11 protein-coding genes are annotated in these 13298 nt (G+C 57.9%); 3 read left to right on the plus strand and 8 right to left on the minus strand.

The genetic code is table 11. From position 1 onward, the window contains the following. Positions 1 to 3 precede the first annotated feature (3 nt). From VN622_05485 to hypF, 8 genes are all read right to left on the minus strand, one after another. Entirely contained in the window at positions 4 to 537 is a 534-nt protein-coding gene (locus tag VN622_05485) for an NADP oxidoreductase (GenBank protein ID HWR35305.1), read from the minus strand. After that, positions 534 to 1256: a bidirectional hydrogenase complex protein HoxU gene (hoxU, locus tag VN622_05490; GenBank protein HWR35306.1), complete on the minus strand. Its 723-nt coding sequence runs from the start codon at positions 1254 to 1256 to the stop codon at positions 534 to 536. The genes VN622_05485 and hoxU overlap by 4 nt, the downstream gene beginning before the upstream one ends. Beyond that, positions 1253 to 2911 carry an NADH-quinone oxidoreductase subunit NuoF gene (nuoF, locus tag VN622_05495; GenBank protein HWR35307.1) on the minus strand — a complete coding sequence of 553 codons (1659 nt, stop codon included), beginning with the start codon at positions 2909 to 2911 and terminating at the stop codon, positions 1253 to 1255. The genes hoxU and nuoF overlap by 4 nt, the downstream gene beginning before the upstream one ends. Then, entirely contained in the window at positions 2908 to 3435 is a 528-nt protein-coding gene (gene hoxE, locus VN622_05500; protein ID HWR35308.1) for a bidirectional hydrogenase complex protein HoxE, read from the minus strand. Before hoxE ends, nuoF begins: the two co-directional genes overlap by 4 nt. A 390-nt stretch (positions 3436 to 3825) precedes the next feature. Further along, positions 3826 to 4881 (minus strand): hydrogenase expression/formation protein HypE, encoded by a 1056-nt coding sequence (gene hypE / locus VN622_05505; protein HWR35309.1) that lies wholly within the window; start codon positions 4879 to 4881, stop codon positions 3826 to 3828. A 3-nt stretch (positions 4882 to 4884) separates the two neighbouring features. Further along, positions 4885 to 6000: a hydrogenase formation protein HypD gene (gene hypD, locus VN622_05510; protein HWR35310.1), complete on the minus strand. Its 1116-nt coding sequence runs from the start codon at positions 5998 to 6000 to the stop codon at positions 4885 to 4887. Beyond that, entirely contained in the window at positions 5997 to 6254 is a 258-nt protein-coding gene (locus VN622_05515; GenBank protein HWR35311.1) for a HypC/HybG/HupF family hydrogenase formation chaperone, read from the minus strand. Before VN622_05515 ends, hypD begins: the two co-directional genes overlap by 4 nt. A gap of 4 nt (positions 6255 to 6258) precedes the next feature. Continuing rightward, positions 6259 to 8535, minus strand: a complete 2277-nt coding sequence (gene hypF, locus VN622_05520; GenBank protein HWR35312.1) for a carbamoyltransferase HypF — start codon at positions 8533 to 8535, stop codon at positions 6259 to 6261. A gap of 457 nt (positions 8536 to 8992) precedes the next feature. On the opposite strand from hypF, the gene VN622_05525 reads away from it, so the two are divergent. From VN622_05525 to VN622_05535, 3 genes are all read left to right on the plus strand, one after another. Then, a complete protein-coding gene (locus VN622_05525; protein ID HWR35313.1) occupies positions 8993 to 9949 on the plus strand; it encodes a YihY/virulence factor BrkB family protein in 957 nt (318 codons plus the stop codon). A gap of 307 nt (positions 9950 to 10256) precedes the next feature. Beyond that, positions 10257 to 12569: a PAS domain S-box protein gene (locus VN622_05530; protein ID HWR35314.1), complete on the plus strand. Its 2313-nt coding sequence runs from the start codon at positions 10257 to 10259 to the stop codon at positions 12567 to 12569. A 382-nt stretch (positions 12570 to 12951) separates the two neighbouring features. Then, positions 12952 to 13298 (plus strand): hypothetical protein (locus tag VN622_05535; GenBank protein ID HWR35315.1); only part of this gene is annotated, 347 nt, incomplete at its 3' end.

The following is a 13298-nucleotide window of genomic DNA, read 5'->3' on the forward strand; positions in this document are numbered from 1 at the left end:
CTCCTATGCGCCGAAGCGGGCCGTCATTGCCAGGTCCGGCATCCGACCCTCCAGCAACTCTGAGAGGACGTAGAAAATGTTGTCGGCCGAAGGCGGACAGCCTGGTACAAAGATGTCCACGTTCACGAACTCGTGAACCGGGCGTACTTTGTTCAGCAGCTTCGGCACAACGCTCTCCGGCGCCAACTGCTTCAGGTCGGAGTTCTCGACGTAAGTGCGGTTCAGGACTTCATCAACGGTGAATACGTCGCGCATCGACGGCACATTCCCCGTCACCGCGCAGTCGCCGAGCGAGATTAGGATCTTGGTATGTGCCCGGATTTTCCGGATCTTTGCCAGGTCCTCTTCGCTGCTCACCGCGCCTTCCACCAGAGTCACATCAACCCACTCGGGAAATACTTTCGCATCCACCAGCGGACCGTAAAGAAGGTCGATTTTTTCCGCCAATGCAATCAACCGCTCGTCGATGTCCAGTAGTGACATATGACAACCCGAGCAGCCGTCCAGCCATACCGTTGCAACTTTCACTTTGCTCATGGACGTCCCTCCCGCATCAGCGTCAGGTAAGGCAGGAACTGCCTGCGTTTCGACATCTCCGACACGGACTTGCCTTTTTCGGAGAGAGCGCCGGTTGGGCACACCTGCACGCACTTGCCGCAGGATGTGCATGTATCGGATTCGCCCCAGGCCGTATTCAGGTCGGTGATCACCTTCGCCTGCGATCCGCGTCCGGTCACATCCCACGTGTGCGCACCTTCAATTTCGTGGCACACGCGCACGCAACGCGTGCACAGGATGCAGCGGTTGTGGTCGTTGATGTAGCGCTCATGCGAGGCGTCCACCGGCATATGCGGATGACGATAGGGTACCGAAATATGCGTGATGCCCAGCTTCTGCGCCATGCTTTGCAGGTCGCAGTGGCCATTGCTGACGCACACCGAACAGATGTGGTTACGCTCGGAAAACAGAAGCTCTACGATTACTTTTCTGTAGTTCTGCAGTCTCTCCGAGTTGACCATCACTTCCATGCCCTCTTGCACGCGCGTCACGCAAGCTGGCAGCAGCTTTGGCGTACCCTTTACCTCGACGAGGCAGATACGGCACGCGCCGATCTCAGTCAATCCTTCAAGGTGGCACAAGGTCGGAATGTAAATACCGTTCTCGAGCGCGACCTCAAGAATCGTCTGGTCTTCACGAGCGCCTACATCGCGCCCGTCGATCTTCAACGTCTTGATCTCCACACTGGCTGGACTCATGCACCCACCCCCGCCGCTTTCGGCTGACTGCACACTCCAGCGCCGCAGCTCTTGCGCTCGATGTGGTTCAGGTACTCATCACGGAAGTAGCGAAGCGTGCTGAAGACCGGGTTCGGCGACGTCTGTCCCAGCCCGCACAGGCTGGTGAACTTCACCACCTCCGCGATCCGTTCCAGCATTGCCAGGTCTTCTTGCGAAGCTGTGCCATTGGTGATCTTCGCCAGGAGGTCGTACATGTGCGCCGTGCCAACCCGGCAGGGCACACACTTCCCGCACGACTCCGACATGCAGAAGTCCATGAAGTATTTCGCCACGTCCACCATGCAGGAGCTGTCGTCCATCACGATCATGCCGCCCGACCCCATGATGGAGCCCACACTCGCCAGCGATTCGTAATCCACCGCCATGTCGAGGTATTGTTCGGGAATGCAACCGCCCGACGGACCGCCCGTCTGCACGGCCTTAAACTTCCGTCCATCCGGGATGCCGCCACCGAGCTTGTAAACGATCTCCCGCAGCGATACTCCCATTGGCACTTCGATCAGTCCCGTGTTGGTTACCCGCCCGGCGAGCGCGAAAACCTTTGTGCCCTTGCTCTTCTCCGTGCCTATGCCCGCAAACCAGTCGCCGCCGTTCCTCACGATGGGTGCGATGTTGGCGAAGGTTTCCACGTTGTTGATCAGTGTTGGCGTGCCCCACAAGCCCGATTGGGCCGGGAACGGAGGCCGTGGCCGCGGGGTTCCGCGATTGCCTTCGATCGAGGCTATCAGCGCGGTTTCCTCGCCGCAGACGAATGCTCCGGCTCCGAGCCGCACTTCCACGCGGAAGCTGAAGCGAGTGTCGCAGACTTCGTTGCCGAGTACGCCCAGCTTCTCCGCCTGCTTGATCGCATCCTTCAGTCGCTTCACAGCCAGCGGATATTCCGCACGGCAGTAGATGTAACCCTTGTTGGCGCCCACGGCATACGCCGCGATTGCCATGCCTTCGAGGATACGGTGTGGATCGCTTTCCAGAACGCTGCGATCCATGAACGCGCCAGGATCGCCTTCATCCGCGTTGCAGATGACGTACTTGCCCTTGGTGCCCGGCGCTTTCGCAACCGTGCTCCACTTCAGTCCGGTAGGAAAACCCGCCCCGCCGCGGCCGCGCAGACCGCTCTTCGAGATCTGCTCGATCACCTGCGCCGGCGTCATCGACGTCAATGCATGGAAGAGCGCCTCGTATCCGCCGACGGCGATGTAGTCCTCGATTTTCTCTGGATCGATCTCGCCACAGTTCTCCAGCACAATCTTCTTCTGACCTCTGAAGAAGGGCAGCTTGCTATCCAGCACGATCGCCGCAGGGGCTGGCTTCTCGTCTACTACGTTGTCCACTATCGCCGCCGCATCCATCGCGGTTACGTTCTGAAACATCTTTTCGTTGTTGCCGGAGGAGACCAGCGGGCCCGCCGCACACAGACCCATGCAGCCCACGCCCTTCACCTTGCAACACTGTTCCAGGCCGCGCTTTTTCACTTCCTGATCCAGCGCGGTCATTACCTGGTCGCTATGCGAAGAAAGACAACTGGCGGCAACGCACACGTGGATGTTGTGCTCGAAGGGAGCATTCGCTTCCTTCTGTTTTTCCGCGATTTCTTTTAAGTCTTCCTGGTTCATGCGCCCACTCCCGTTGCGACGGTTTCGCTTTGCATGTACGTGCGGACGCGTTCCTTAACGCTATCGGCAGTTGCCTTGCCGCCGACTTCGCCGTCGTAAACGATGGCCGGCGCCAAACCGCAAGCACCGAGGCAGCGCGCCGTAAGCAGCGACAACTTTCCGTCCTTCGTGGTCTCTCCCGCCTTAATGCCGGCAATCTCATCGACGGCGTTTAAGAGGCTCTGTGCGCCCTTGATGTAACAGGCTGTGCCCGTGCACACCACGCACGTGTGTTCGCCGGGTGGCTTCAGGCTGAAGAAGTGATAGAAGGTGGCAACGCCGTAAACCTTGCTGTATGGAACCCGCAATGCGACGGCAACATAGCGAAGCGCGTCATCCGTAAGGAAACCAAACGTCTCCTGCACCGTATGAAGCACTTCGATCAGGGAACTTGACTCATGGCCGTGCCGCCGCATAGCCCCTTCGACAATCTTCCAACGACGATCGTCAGACGGTGGCGAAGCTTTGGCTTGGAACCCCTGCATTCGTATCTCCTTATGATTCAGACCGCCCGGAACCATGCTCGCTCTCGCGAAGAGAGGCATGATGCAGTGGCAGGTGCACCACACCGCGTGCGCGAGCACACGATGGATGCTGCACTTGCTGCTGCATGCGCAGAACCGGAACGTCTGGAAATAAACAGGAATAAAGGCGGCACACATTCAACCGGACGGCCGTGTGCGGCAGGTAAACGCAATGGACTCGGTTATTCACGCGGAAGCCTTTCCCGCGCGCAGAGCTACTCGAACATCGGCTTACTCTGAACGGGACTGTCGGATCAGTACCAACACATATCAGTTTACGCGGACACGAAAAACGCCGATGTGATGGGGCTCACGTCGAGATGTGGTATTTCCTGAATCTGGCATCGAAACTTAACAAATCCGGGGTAGCTGTTCTCCGCTCAACATGTCAACAATGCGGGTTGTGCCTATGCGGCTGCGCATGCTAACAAAACCGGAACTGCCCTCGGTCACGCGACCGATCTGTGCAGCGCCTTCACCATCTCGCGCATTGCGCAGCACGTTCAAAGCCTGCTCCGCCTCGTCTTGCGGAACGAAGACAACGAACCGTCCTTCGTTGGCAAGATACAACGGGTCAAAGCCCAACAACTCGCATGCGCCACCTACATCTTCGCGCACCGCGATCTTTGTCTCCTCAATCGAAATATCACGGGCGGACGACTCGGCGATCTCGATCAGCGTCGTGCCAAGCCCACCGCGCGTCAGGTCGCGGAGGCAGTGCACATCAATGCCGCTCTCGATCAGCTTCATCACCGTTCCCGACACGGGTGCGCAATCGCTTTCAATCGTGCTCTCGAATTCCAATCCCTCGCGCACCGCCATGATCGCGATGCCGTGCCGCCCGATGTCGCCGCTCACCAGCACGGCGTCTCCAGCGCGCACAGCCGATGGCGCAATCGTCAGCTTGTGCTCAATCACGCCAATGCCGGCCGTGTTGATGAACACTCCGTCGCCCTTGCCCTTATCAACGACCTTCGTGTCGCCGGTCACGAGTTGCACGCCCGCCGCTTCCGCCGTGTGCTTCAAACTCTGCACCACGCTCCACAGCGTCTCCATAGGGAGACCTTCTTCCAGGATGAGCCCGCAACTCAGGTAGAGAGGACGCGCACCGCACATCGCAAGGTCGTTCACGGTTCCGTTGACCGCAAGGCTTCCGATATCTCCACCGGGGAAGAAAAGTGGCCGCACTACATAAGAGTCCGTGGTGAATGCCAACCGCGCATCTCCAACGTTGAACACGGCACCGTCGTGGTGCGGTTCCGCCAAGGGGCTTGAGAATGCCGGCAGGATCATCTTCTCGATCAGGTTATGCATCAGCTTTCCACCGCCGCCGTGCGCAAGCGTGATTGTTGGATAATCGCTGATCGAAATGGGACAACTCAAACTGAACTCTTTAGGAGCCGACATCTTCTATACCTTCCCTGCGGCCTTGGACTGCACTTCCATGCGCCGGTAACGGTAGTACGCAGCGCACGCGCCTTCGTTCGATACCATCGGCGCGCCCAGCGGTTTTTCCGGCGTACATATGACGCCGAAGGCAGGGCACTCCGCCGGTTTCTTCACGCCGCACAGCACTTCGCCGCTGATGCATTCGGAACTCTCTTCGGCGGTGTACTCCGTTAATCCAAACTTCAATTCCGCATCGTATTCTGCAAACTCAGGACGCAGCCCCAGTCCGCTCGCGGGGATTTCGCCAACACCGCGCCACTTGCGCGCCACGACCCGGAACACTTTACCAATCAACTCCTGTGCCCCGCGATTTCCCTGCCGCCTTACAGAGCGCGTGTACTGGTTCTCGACCTCGGCGCGGCCCTCTTCGAGTTGCGTGACGCACATCAGGATCCCTTGCAGAATGTCCAGCGGCTCGAAGCCCGTCACCACGATAGGCGCTTTGTACTTGGCCGCAATCGGGTAGTACTCTTCGAACCCCATGACGGTACAAACGTGTCCAGCCGCCAGGAAGCCCTGCACGCGATTCTCTGGCGACCCCAGGATCGCTTCCATGGCAGGCGGGACCAGCACGTGCGACACCAGGATCGAGAAGTTCTTAATGCCCTCCTGCTTCGCCTGGTGCACGGCCATCGCATGAGCTGGAGCGGTTGTCTCAAAGCCCACGGCGAAGAAGACTACCTGCTTGTCCGGATTTTCTTTCGCGATCTTCAGCGCATCCATAGGCGAATAGAGAATGCGCACATCGCCGCCACGCGCCTTCACTTCGAACAGATCGCGTTCGCTTCCAGGAACGCGCAGCATGTCTCCAAAGGAGCAGAAGATAACCTCTGGCCGCCCCGCGATAGCGATCGCTTTGTCGATCAGTTCCAGAGGCGTCACGCACACTGGGCATCCCGGCCCGTGTACCAGCGTGATTTTCTTCGGCAGCAGTTCGTCAATGCCGAACTTCACGATCGAATGTGTCTGCCCACCGCAGATTTCCATGATCGTCCACGGCCGTGTCGTCACCCGTGTTATCGCCGCCGCGTACTCGGCTGCTGCCGCCGCATCCCTGTATTCCGTAACAAATTTCACGACGACATCTCCCCATCGTCGAATTCTGCGAGTTCGCCCATTTCCTTCAGGTACTCGAAGACGCGATTTGCTTCGGCTTCGTCCAGTTTGCTGATCGCGAAGCCAACGTGCACCACAACGTAATCGCCCACTTCGGCCTCGGGCACGTAAGCGAGGTTCACCTCTTTTACGATCCCGCCAAAGTTCACGCGCGCCGAACGCGAGAGGTCATCGCCGGTCGTACTCATGATCTTCCCTGGTACTGCAAGGCACATGTGCCTACTCCTTCTCGCCGTTCTTCAGTTCGCGAATTGCCGCCATTACCTGTCCTACCGCAATGCCGCCATCATTCGGCGGAATGCGCTGATGCCAGTAAACCCTGAATCCAGCTTGCTGAAGCCGTGTCACGGCGCGCTCCGTCAGCAACTTGTTTTGAAAACATCCGCCGCTAAGCGCCACGCACTCCATCCCGACCTTCTGCGCGACCAACACCATTACCTCTACCATGGTGTTGTGGAACTTCCGCGCAATCACCGATTTCGACACACCGCTTTCAATATCAGACAGGATACTCAGCACCATCGGCGCCCAGTCTACGACGATAGGGTCAGCGCCTTGCAGCCGAACGAGATAATGCTCGTCAGACTCGTCCGCCTCCGTTGCGCGGAACTCTAACTCGGTAGCGCCCTGTCCCTCGAAGCGCACGGTTTGCCGAAGGTCCAGCAACGACGCCACTGCATCGAATAACCTTCCAGCGCTCGACGTCAGCGGACTGTTCACGCCGCGAGCGAGCATCGACCGCAGAACTTTCTTTTCTTCTGACGAAAGCGCCCGCACCGGCGGAAGATCATCGCGCTCGAAAGCCGATTCGCCGAACATTTCGTACAACAATCCGAGCGCTGTGCGACGCGGCTCCTTCACAGCCTTTTCGCTGCCGGGCAGTCGAAACGTCCTCAGGTGCGCTGCACGCTTGTAACCCAGGTTGTGGATGGCCAGGAACTCGCCGCCCCAAACCGTTCCGTCGGGCCCATAACCGCTGCCATCCCAGGAAACTCCAAGCACCGGCGCTGCAACGTTGTTCTCAGCCATGCAGGCCAGGACATGTGCGTAGTGGTGTTGGACGCCGATGACGCGTGCATCTGCCCCGCGAGCGTAACGAGTGGACAAGTAGTTCGGGTGCAGGTCGCAAGCAACTGCCTGGGGCGTGAACTCGTAGAGTTTTTCAAAGCTCGTTATGACGCGCCCGAAGGCCTCATACGCCTGCGTTGTTTCCAGGTCGCCGATGTGCTGACTCACAAACACCTGCTGTCCAACGGAGCTGGCGACCGTGTTCTTTTGGTGCGCGCCCACCGCCAGAATCGCCGGAGCGTCCTCGTCTAACTTCACCGGCAGCGGCGCGAATCCTCTGGCACGCCGCTGCACCAGTTCGCGGTCCAGTACGATTCGCGCAATCGAATCATCTACATGCCGCAGGATGGGCCGATTATGCACCAAGAAGAAGTCCGCAATTCCGCTCAGTCGCCTGAGCGCCTCATGTTCATCCGTGCAGATCGGCTCGTCGGACAGATTGCCGCTCGTGGCCACGACGGGAAATCCGAGTTCCGACATCAACAGATGGTGTAGCGGCGTGTAGGGAAGCATTACACCGAGATACGGGTTGCCGGGCGCAATTCCATCTGCCAGTCCGTCCCCGTTTGGTTTCCGTTGTAACAGCACAATTGGCGATTCCGGCGAGCGCAGCAGTCGCTTCTCCAGTTCGTTCACTTCACATGCGGCCTTCACGCTTTCCAGCGTCGGATACATTACGGCGAAGGGCTTTTCCTCCCGCTGCTTGCGCCCCCGCAACTCCCAAACCGCCGACTCGTTCCGCGCATCCACCAATAAATGGAATCCGCCGAGGCCTTTCACGGCGACAATGCGTCCCTCGCGAATTGTCACGGCGGCCGCTCGCAGCGCGTCGTCATGCACGCCCAGCACCTCGCCCGATGCTGACCATAGTTCCAGGTGCGGGCCGCACTTTGGACACGCATTCGGCTGCGCATGGAAACGCCGGTCAAGCGGGTCCTTATACTCCGCCTCGCACTCGGCGCACATCTTGAACTTCCTCATCGTTGTCGCCGGACGATCGTAGGGCAGCGACTCGATAATCGTGAATCTCGGCCCGCAGTTCGTGCAGTTCGTAAACGGATATCGATAGCGCCGGTCGCGCTCGTTATTCACTTCACGAAGGCAGTCCGGGCAGGTCGCGATGTCGGGCAGCACGATGGCCGTCTTTGCGCCCTTCATGCTCTCTTTGATCTCGAAGGACGTGAACCCGAGCGGGTCCGCAAAGCTGCTATCGAGACTTTGAATATAAGATATGGCGGGTTTTTCGCGCTCGATGCGAAAGAGGAATTGTTGCAACGTCTCCCGCGCGCCTTCCACCTCGATGAACACGCCCTCGGAGGTGTTACTCACCCAGCCCGGCAGTCGCATTTCTGTCGCAAGCCGATAGATGAACGGGCGAAAGCCGACACCCTGCACCGCGCCTCGAATCACCACTTTCAGCCGTAACAATTCCTTGTCGCCAGGCTGCGGCAACTCATTCGACAGAACGGCGCAAACGGCTGGGGATGTGCTCTCTGCCACTCTCCACCCTTATCAACTGGGAAAAACAGTGTACGCGCTGGAGAAGCGGTCCACCCAATGCCAGCCTAAGCTTGCGTTCCGGCTCCAAACGAGGATTGCTGTCACTCGCACTTGTGATTTTCCTCACACAAGCCGGCAGACGGCAGACTTCAGGCCTTGGACATCAGACATCCGAAGGCAGACTTCGGGAGATAGTCCAGTCCGGTGTTTCTGACCGGAGTGGGCGAAGTCGAACGGTTCATTGGATACTTCCGGGCCGACTGGTTGCCGAAGCATAGACAACAAAGGTTAGCTGCGCAATCGACAGCCGGTAGCAACATCCGTTCGAAGCGCCTTGTCTAACCAAAGCAACCTCTACAGACCAGCGAACGCATTGGAGGAATTTGTGGCAGCAGAATCAGCCTGGAAGCTCGGTGGCCTTACGTGGAAGGAACTTGGCAAGCGCATTTGGGGCGAAATGAATGAAGACGATGTATTCGGCCGATCCGCCGCTCTCTCCTATTATTTCCTCCTGGCACTCTTCCCAATGATGCTGTTCCTGGTATCCATGCTCGGAATGGCCGCCGGCCCCGGCACCGAGTTGCGCGGTAATCTTATGGAATATCTCGGCAAGGTTCTTCCCGGTTCCGCTTCCGGTCTGGTCCAGCAGACGGTCGATCAAACTGCACAAAACAGTGGCGGCGGAAAACTCTCGTTTGGCATCCTTGCTGCGCTCTGGTCAGCCTCGGCCGGAATCACGGCAATCATGAGCACGCTCAACGTCGCGTACGATCTGAAAGAGAGCCGTCCATTTTGGAAGGTCCGGGGCATAGCGCTTGGCCTTACCATCGCGCTTTCTGTTCTAGTGATTTCGGCGCTTACTCTGGTGCTCTATGGAGGCAAGATCGCCAACTTCGTAGGTGGACTGCTGCACATGGGCAGCGCCTTCTCGATCGCCTGGTTCGTTGTGCAGTGGCCATTAGTCCTGTTCGCGCTGCTGGCCGCTTTTGCGCTCGTCTACTATTGGGCACCTAACGTCAAACAGCAGAAGTGGTACTGGATCACTCCGGGCGCCTTTATCGGAGTAACTCTCTGGTTGGTGGCGTCCTTCGGCTTCAAGGTTTACCTGAACTTCTTCAACAACTACAGTGCCACCTACGGATCGCTGGGTGCGGTCATCATCCTCATGCTCTGGTTCTACGTTACGGGGCTTTCCATCCTCGTGGGCGGAGAGATCAATGCAGAGATCGAGCATGCCGCAGCCGCTCGCGGTGATCAGGCTGCTAGGGGACGAGGGCAAACGGCCAGCCAATCCGAGGAAGGCAGTTCTCCGACTCGCATAGAAAAACGGCCGGCCGCCTAGCGCGGCTTCGCCTATTGCAGCACCGAAAATTCGATGCGGCGGAACCTTCCTGGTAGCTCGAAAGCTGAACAAATCTCCTAGGTAGGCAGTAAAGATGCTGCATTCTGAATCACACTCAACGGGGTCCGCTGCTCTTGCGCCTACGCTGGCGCGGGGAATATCATGAGTAACTTCTCTGGATTGTGAGCGCAAGCCTGCGAAGGATATTCTCAAGCGCTCTACCGTGTTCTCCATGCCCAAGCGTCGCGAACAACTCGAGCGCCTGCCCGGGCTCCTGGCCGGACTTTCAGCAGTTCTAAGCTGTGCTGTGGGTAGCATCGTTTTTATCGGCTGGATCTGGAATATACCCCGCCTTCAGACACTGTTTAGCTCGCGGATAATAGTTCCCAACTCCGCTGTCTGTTTCCTGTTCAGCGGTATCGCCCTCTACATTTACGGCGACGGACAGCCTGGCCGGCTGCGTTGGGTTGCGCGCGTGTTGTCGGCAATCGTCGCAGTTGTGGGGTTGCTCACTCTCATCCAGTACTTCACAGGGAGTGACCTCAAACTTGATCGTTTGTTCTTAGCAATCATGAAGGAGTGGCCGTTGCAGATGCCGATCGGGCGTATGGCTCCGAACACGGCCTTGGCTTTCCTCCTTCTTGGCCTGTCGCTGCTTGCTATCGAGCACCGGCCCGACGCGAACTCCTTTTCTGAATACTTCGCAGCGATGTCCGGCTTCATCGGCACGATGGGATTGCTCGGATACCTCTACGCTGTGCCTTCGCTTTATGGTTTCGGTTCCGTCGTCGACCTTTCGCCGCACACAGCTTTCGGCCTCCTCGTTCTGGCTGTGGGAGTGTTGCTGGCGCGCCCTCAATCACGTTTCTGCCGAATCGTTCTGAGCCCGTACACGGCTGGCATCGTCACTCGCCGCCTGCTCACATACGCGGTGACCGGTGTCATTGTGCTCGGCTGGATTCACGCCGTGAGTGTACGCTCGCGTCATGTTGATCCTGAATTCAGTGCGGCTGCCCTGATTTCGTTAAGCGTCGTGTTCTTCTCCGTGATCCTCTTGAACATGGCGCGAGTGCTGGACCAGCTCGATCAACAACGTCTCGAAGCGTTGCGCGATGTCGACGAACGTCGTGAGTGGTTTTCAACCACGCTGAACAGCATCGGCGATGCCGTCATCGCCACAGATGTTCATGGCGACATCACCTTCATGAACCCTGTTGCGGAGCGCCTCACGGGCTGGCCTATCGCAGATGCGTTTGGTAAATCGCTCACACGGGTTTTCGCTGTGGTTAACCAACTGACCCACGAGCCTGTAGAGAATCCGGTCGTCAAGGTTCTGCAAATCAACGGCGTGGTCAATTTAGCGAACCATACGGTTCTAATTTCGCGCGATGGAACAGAGACGCCGATTGATGACAGCGGCGCTCCCATCCGCAACTCGCAAAAAAAGATCATTGGCGTGGTGCTTGTATTTCGCGATGTCCGAGAGCGCAACGAAGCGGAGCAAAACACCCAGCGCCTTGCCTCAATTGTCGAGTCTTCGCAGGACGCCATCATCGGTAAAACGCTTGAAGGTATCATCGTAAGTTGGAATGCCGGTGCGGAGCGTATGTATGGCTACACGCCGGATGAGGTTGTCGGCAAGCACATATCTATGCTCAGTTCTCCGGACCATCGCCCTGAATTCGACAGCATCTTCAATCGCCTTCGAAACGGCGAACGTATAGACCACTTCGAAACCATCCGGCGTCGAAAGTCGGGGGAAGAGTTTTGGGCTTCGCTCAGCATTTCGCCTATTCGCGATGTTTATGGCCGCATCGCCGGAGCGTCCACGATTGCTCGCGACATCACTGCTGCCAAACGCTCCGAAGAGGTTCTTCGTTCCACGGAGAAACTAGCTGCTGCCGGGCGTATTGCCGCCGTAATGGCGCACGAGATCAACAACCCGCTTGAGGCCATTACGAACCTGAACTATCTGTTGCAGCGGCATCCGAGCCTCGATGAGGAGGCCCGCAAGTACGTGGAAATTTCCGCGCACGAACTTACCCGTGTCTCACATATCTCCAAACAAACACTCGCCTTCTACCGGGAATCGTCGCAACCCATCCCTCTTTGCCTCCGCGAGGTTGTCGAGAGCGTGATCGAGTTCTATGCGCATCGCGCCCAACAGTCGAAAATCACTATTGAAACGCGCTTCGACTCAGACGGATGCATAACCGCATTTCCGGGAGAAATGCGGCAGGTAGTTTCGAATCTGCTAGTAAACGCCATCGATGCCCTCGGTCGCGGCGGCAGAATCGTTCTGCGCGTCTCTGACTCTATTGACTGGAGCCAATCTTCGTGCTCCGGCGCACGCATCGCCATCGCGGACAATGGCCCCGGAATTCCAGTTCAGTACCGCGACCGGGTTTTTGAGCCCTTCTTCACTACCAAGGGTCAGAAGGGAACCGGGCTCGGCCTTTGGGTCACGCAGGGGATTGTCAGCAAACATCGAGGTTCCATACGGCTGCGCAGTAGCGCAGGAAAACATCACGGCACCTGTTTTTCCGTTTTCATTCCTGCGGCGGTTGCTGAGGAATTGCCCGCTCCTCTTACGGCGAATACCGGGGCATCTGCATCGTAAACAGCATCCGTGCCTGGCACCAAAGTGTTAGCTGACGTGAAAACTGGCTGTACTTGGCAACTCCGCCGTTCTTTCGAATCTCCCGTCCAGAGCCGTCCTTCGCATAGCGCTTTGTGACCCGCAGAGCTCCGGGCCGAATCGCCACGCCCCCAACTTGTTCGCAGGTGACCGCTGAGACTTACTTTCGTTCTCTTGGCTCGTGCTCTTCAGCAGGATATAACTGCCGTGTTGCATGACAAAAGCTGGACTAGCCCCTGCTCTCCCCTTGGCTAGTTGTCCGAAGAATCGCTCCGAACCTGCATCGAACAGGCGCGATACGATTCTGGTCTTCCTTGCGTCACGGCCATTTACTCAAAGAACAAAGGCCCTAAGTACTCACATCATGAATCGGCAAGTTCGTGACAACACGTTAGTCGCGAGTGAGAGCACTGCGCAGATGCGCCTGACCATTCGCCTTCGCTTGATGCGCCGGGTTGCACTCGTTTTGTTGTTGCTGTGCGCCGCGACGGTTCGGGCCGCGGATTCGCTGACGGTGGCTGTGAGCATCGCCCCCGCGACGATGATCGCCAACGGCGCCACGAGTGACATCACGCCGATGAGCGTTCGCACCGCGTGGAATACACCCGGTACAAAGAACTACACGGTCACAAGTTGTATCTACATGACGGGCGCGTTGACGCCCGCCATCGCTGCGAATACTGACAGCATTCCGTATACCGACGTTCGCGC

Source organism: Clostridia bacterium, assembly GCA_035561135.1.
Lineage (GTDB): Bacteria > Acidobacteriota > Terriglobia > Terriglobales > Acidobacteriaceae > DATMYA01.

Excerpts from the sequence above, each read along its gene's own strand:
- VN622_05485 (HWR35305.1), bottom strand. The coding sequence starts at position 537 with ATGAGCAAAGTGAAAGTTGCAACGGTATGGCTGGACGGCTGCTCGGGT.
- hoxU (HWR35306.1), bottom strand. The coding sequence starts at position 1,256 with ATGAGTCCAGCCAGTGTGGAGATCAAGACGTTGAAGATCGACGGGCGC.
- nuoF (HWR35307.1), bottom strand. The coding sequence starts at position 2,911 with ATGAACCAGGAAGACTTAAAAGAAATCGCGGAAAAACAGAAGGAAGCG.
- hoxE (HWR35308.1), bottom strand. The coding sequence starts at position 3,435 with ATGCAGGGGTTCCAAGCCAAAGCTTCGCCACCGTCTGACGATCGTCGT.
- hypE (HWR35309.1), bottom strand. The coding sequence starts at position 4,881 with ATGTCGGCTCCTAAAGAGTTCAGTTTGAGTTGTCCCATTTCGATCAGC.
- VN622_05515 (HWR35311.1), bottom strand. The coding sequence starts at position 6,254 with ATGTGCCTTGCAGTACCAGGGAAGATCATGAGTACGACCGGCGATGAC.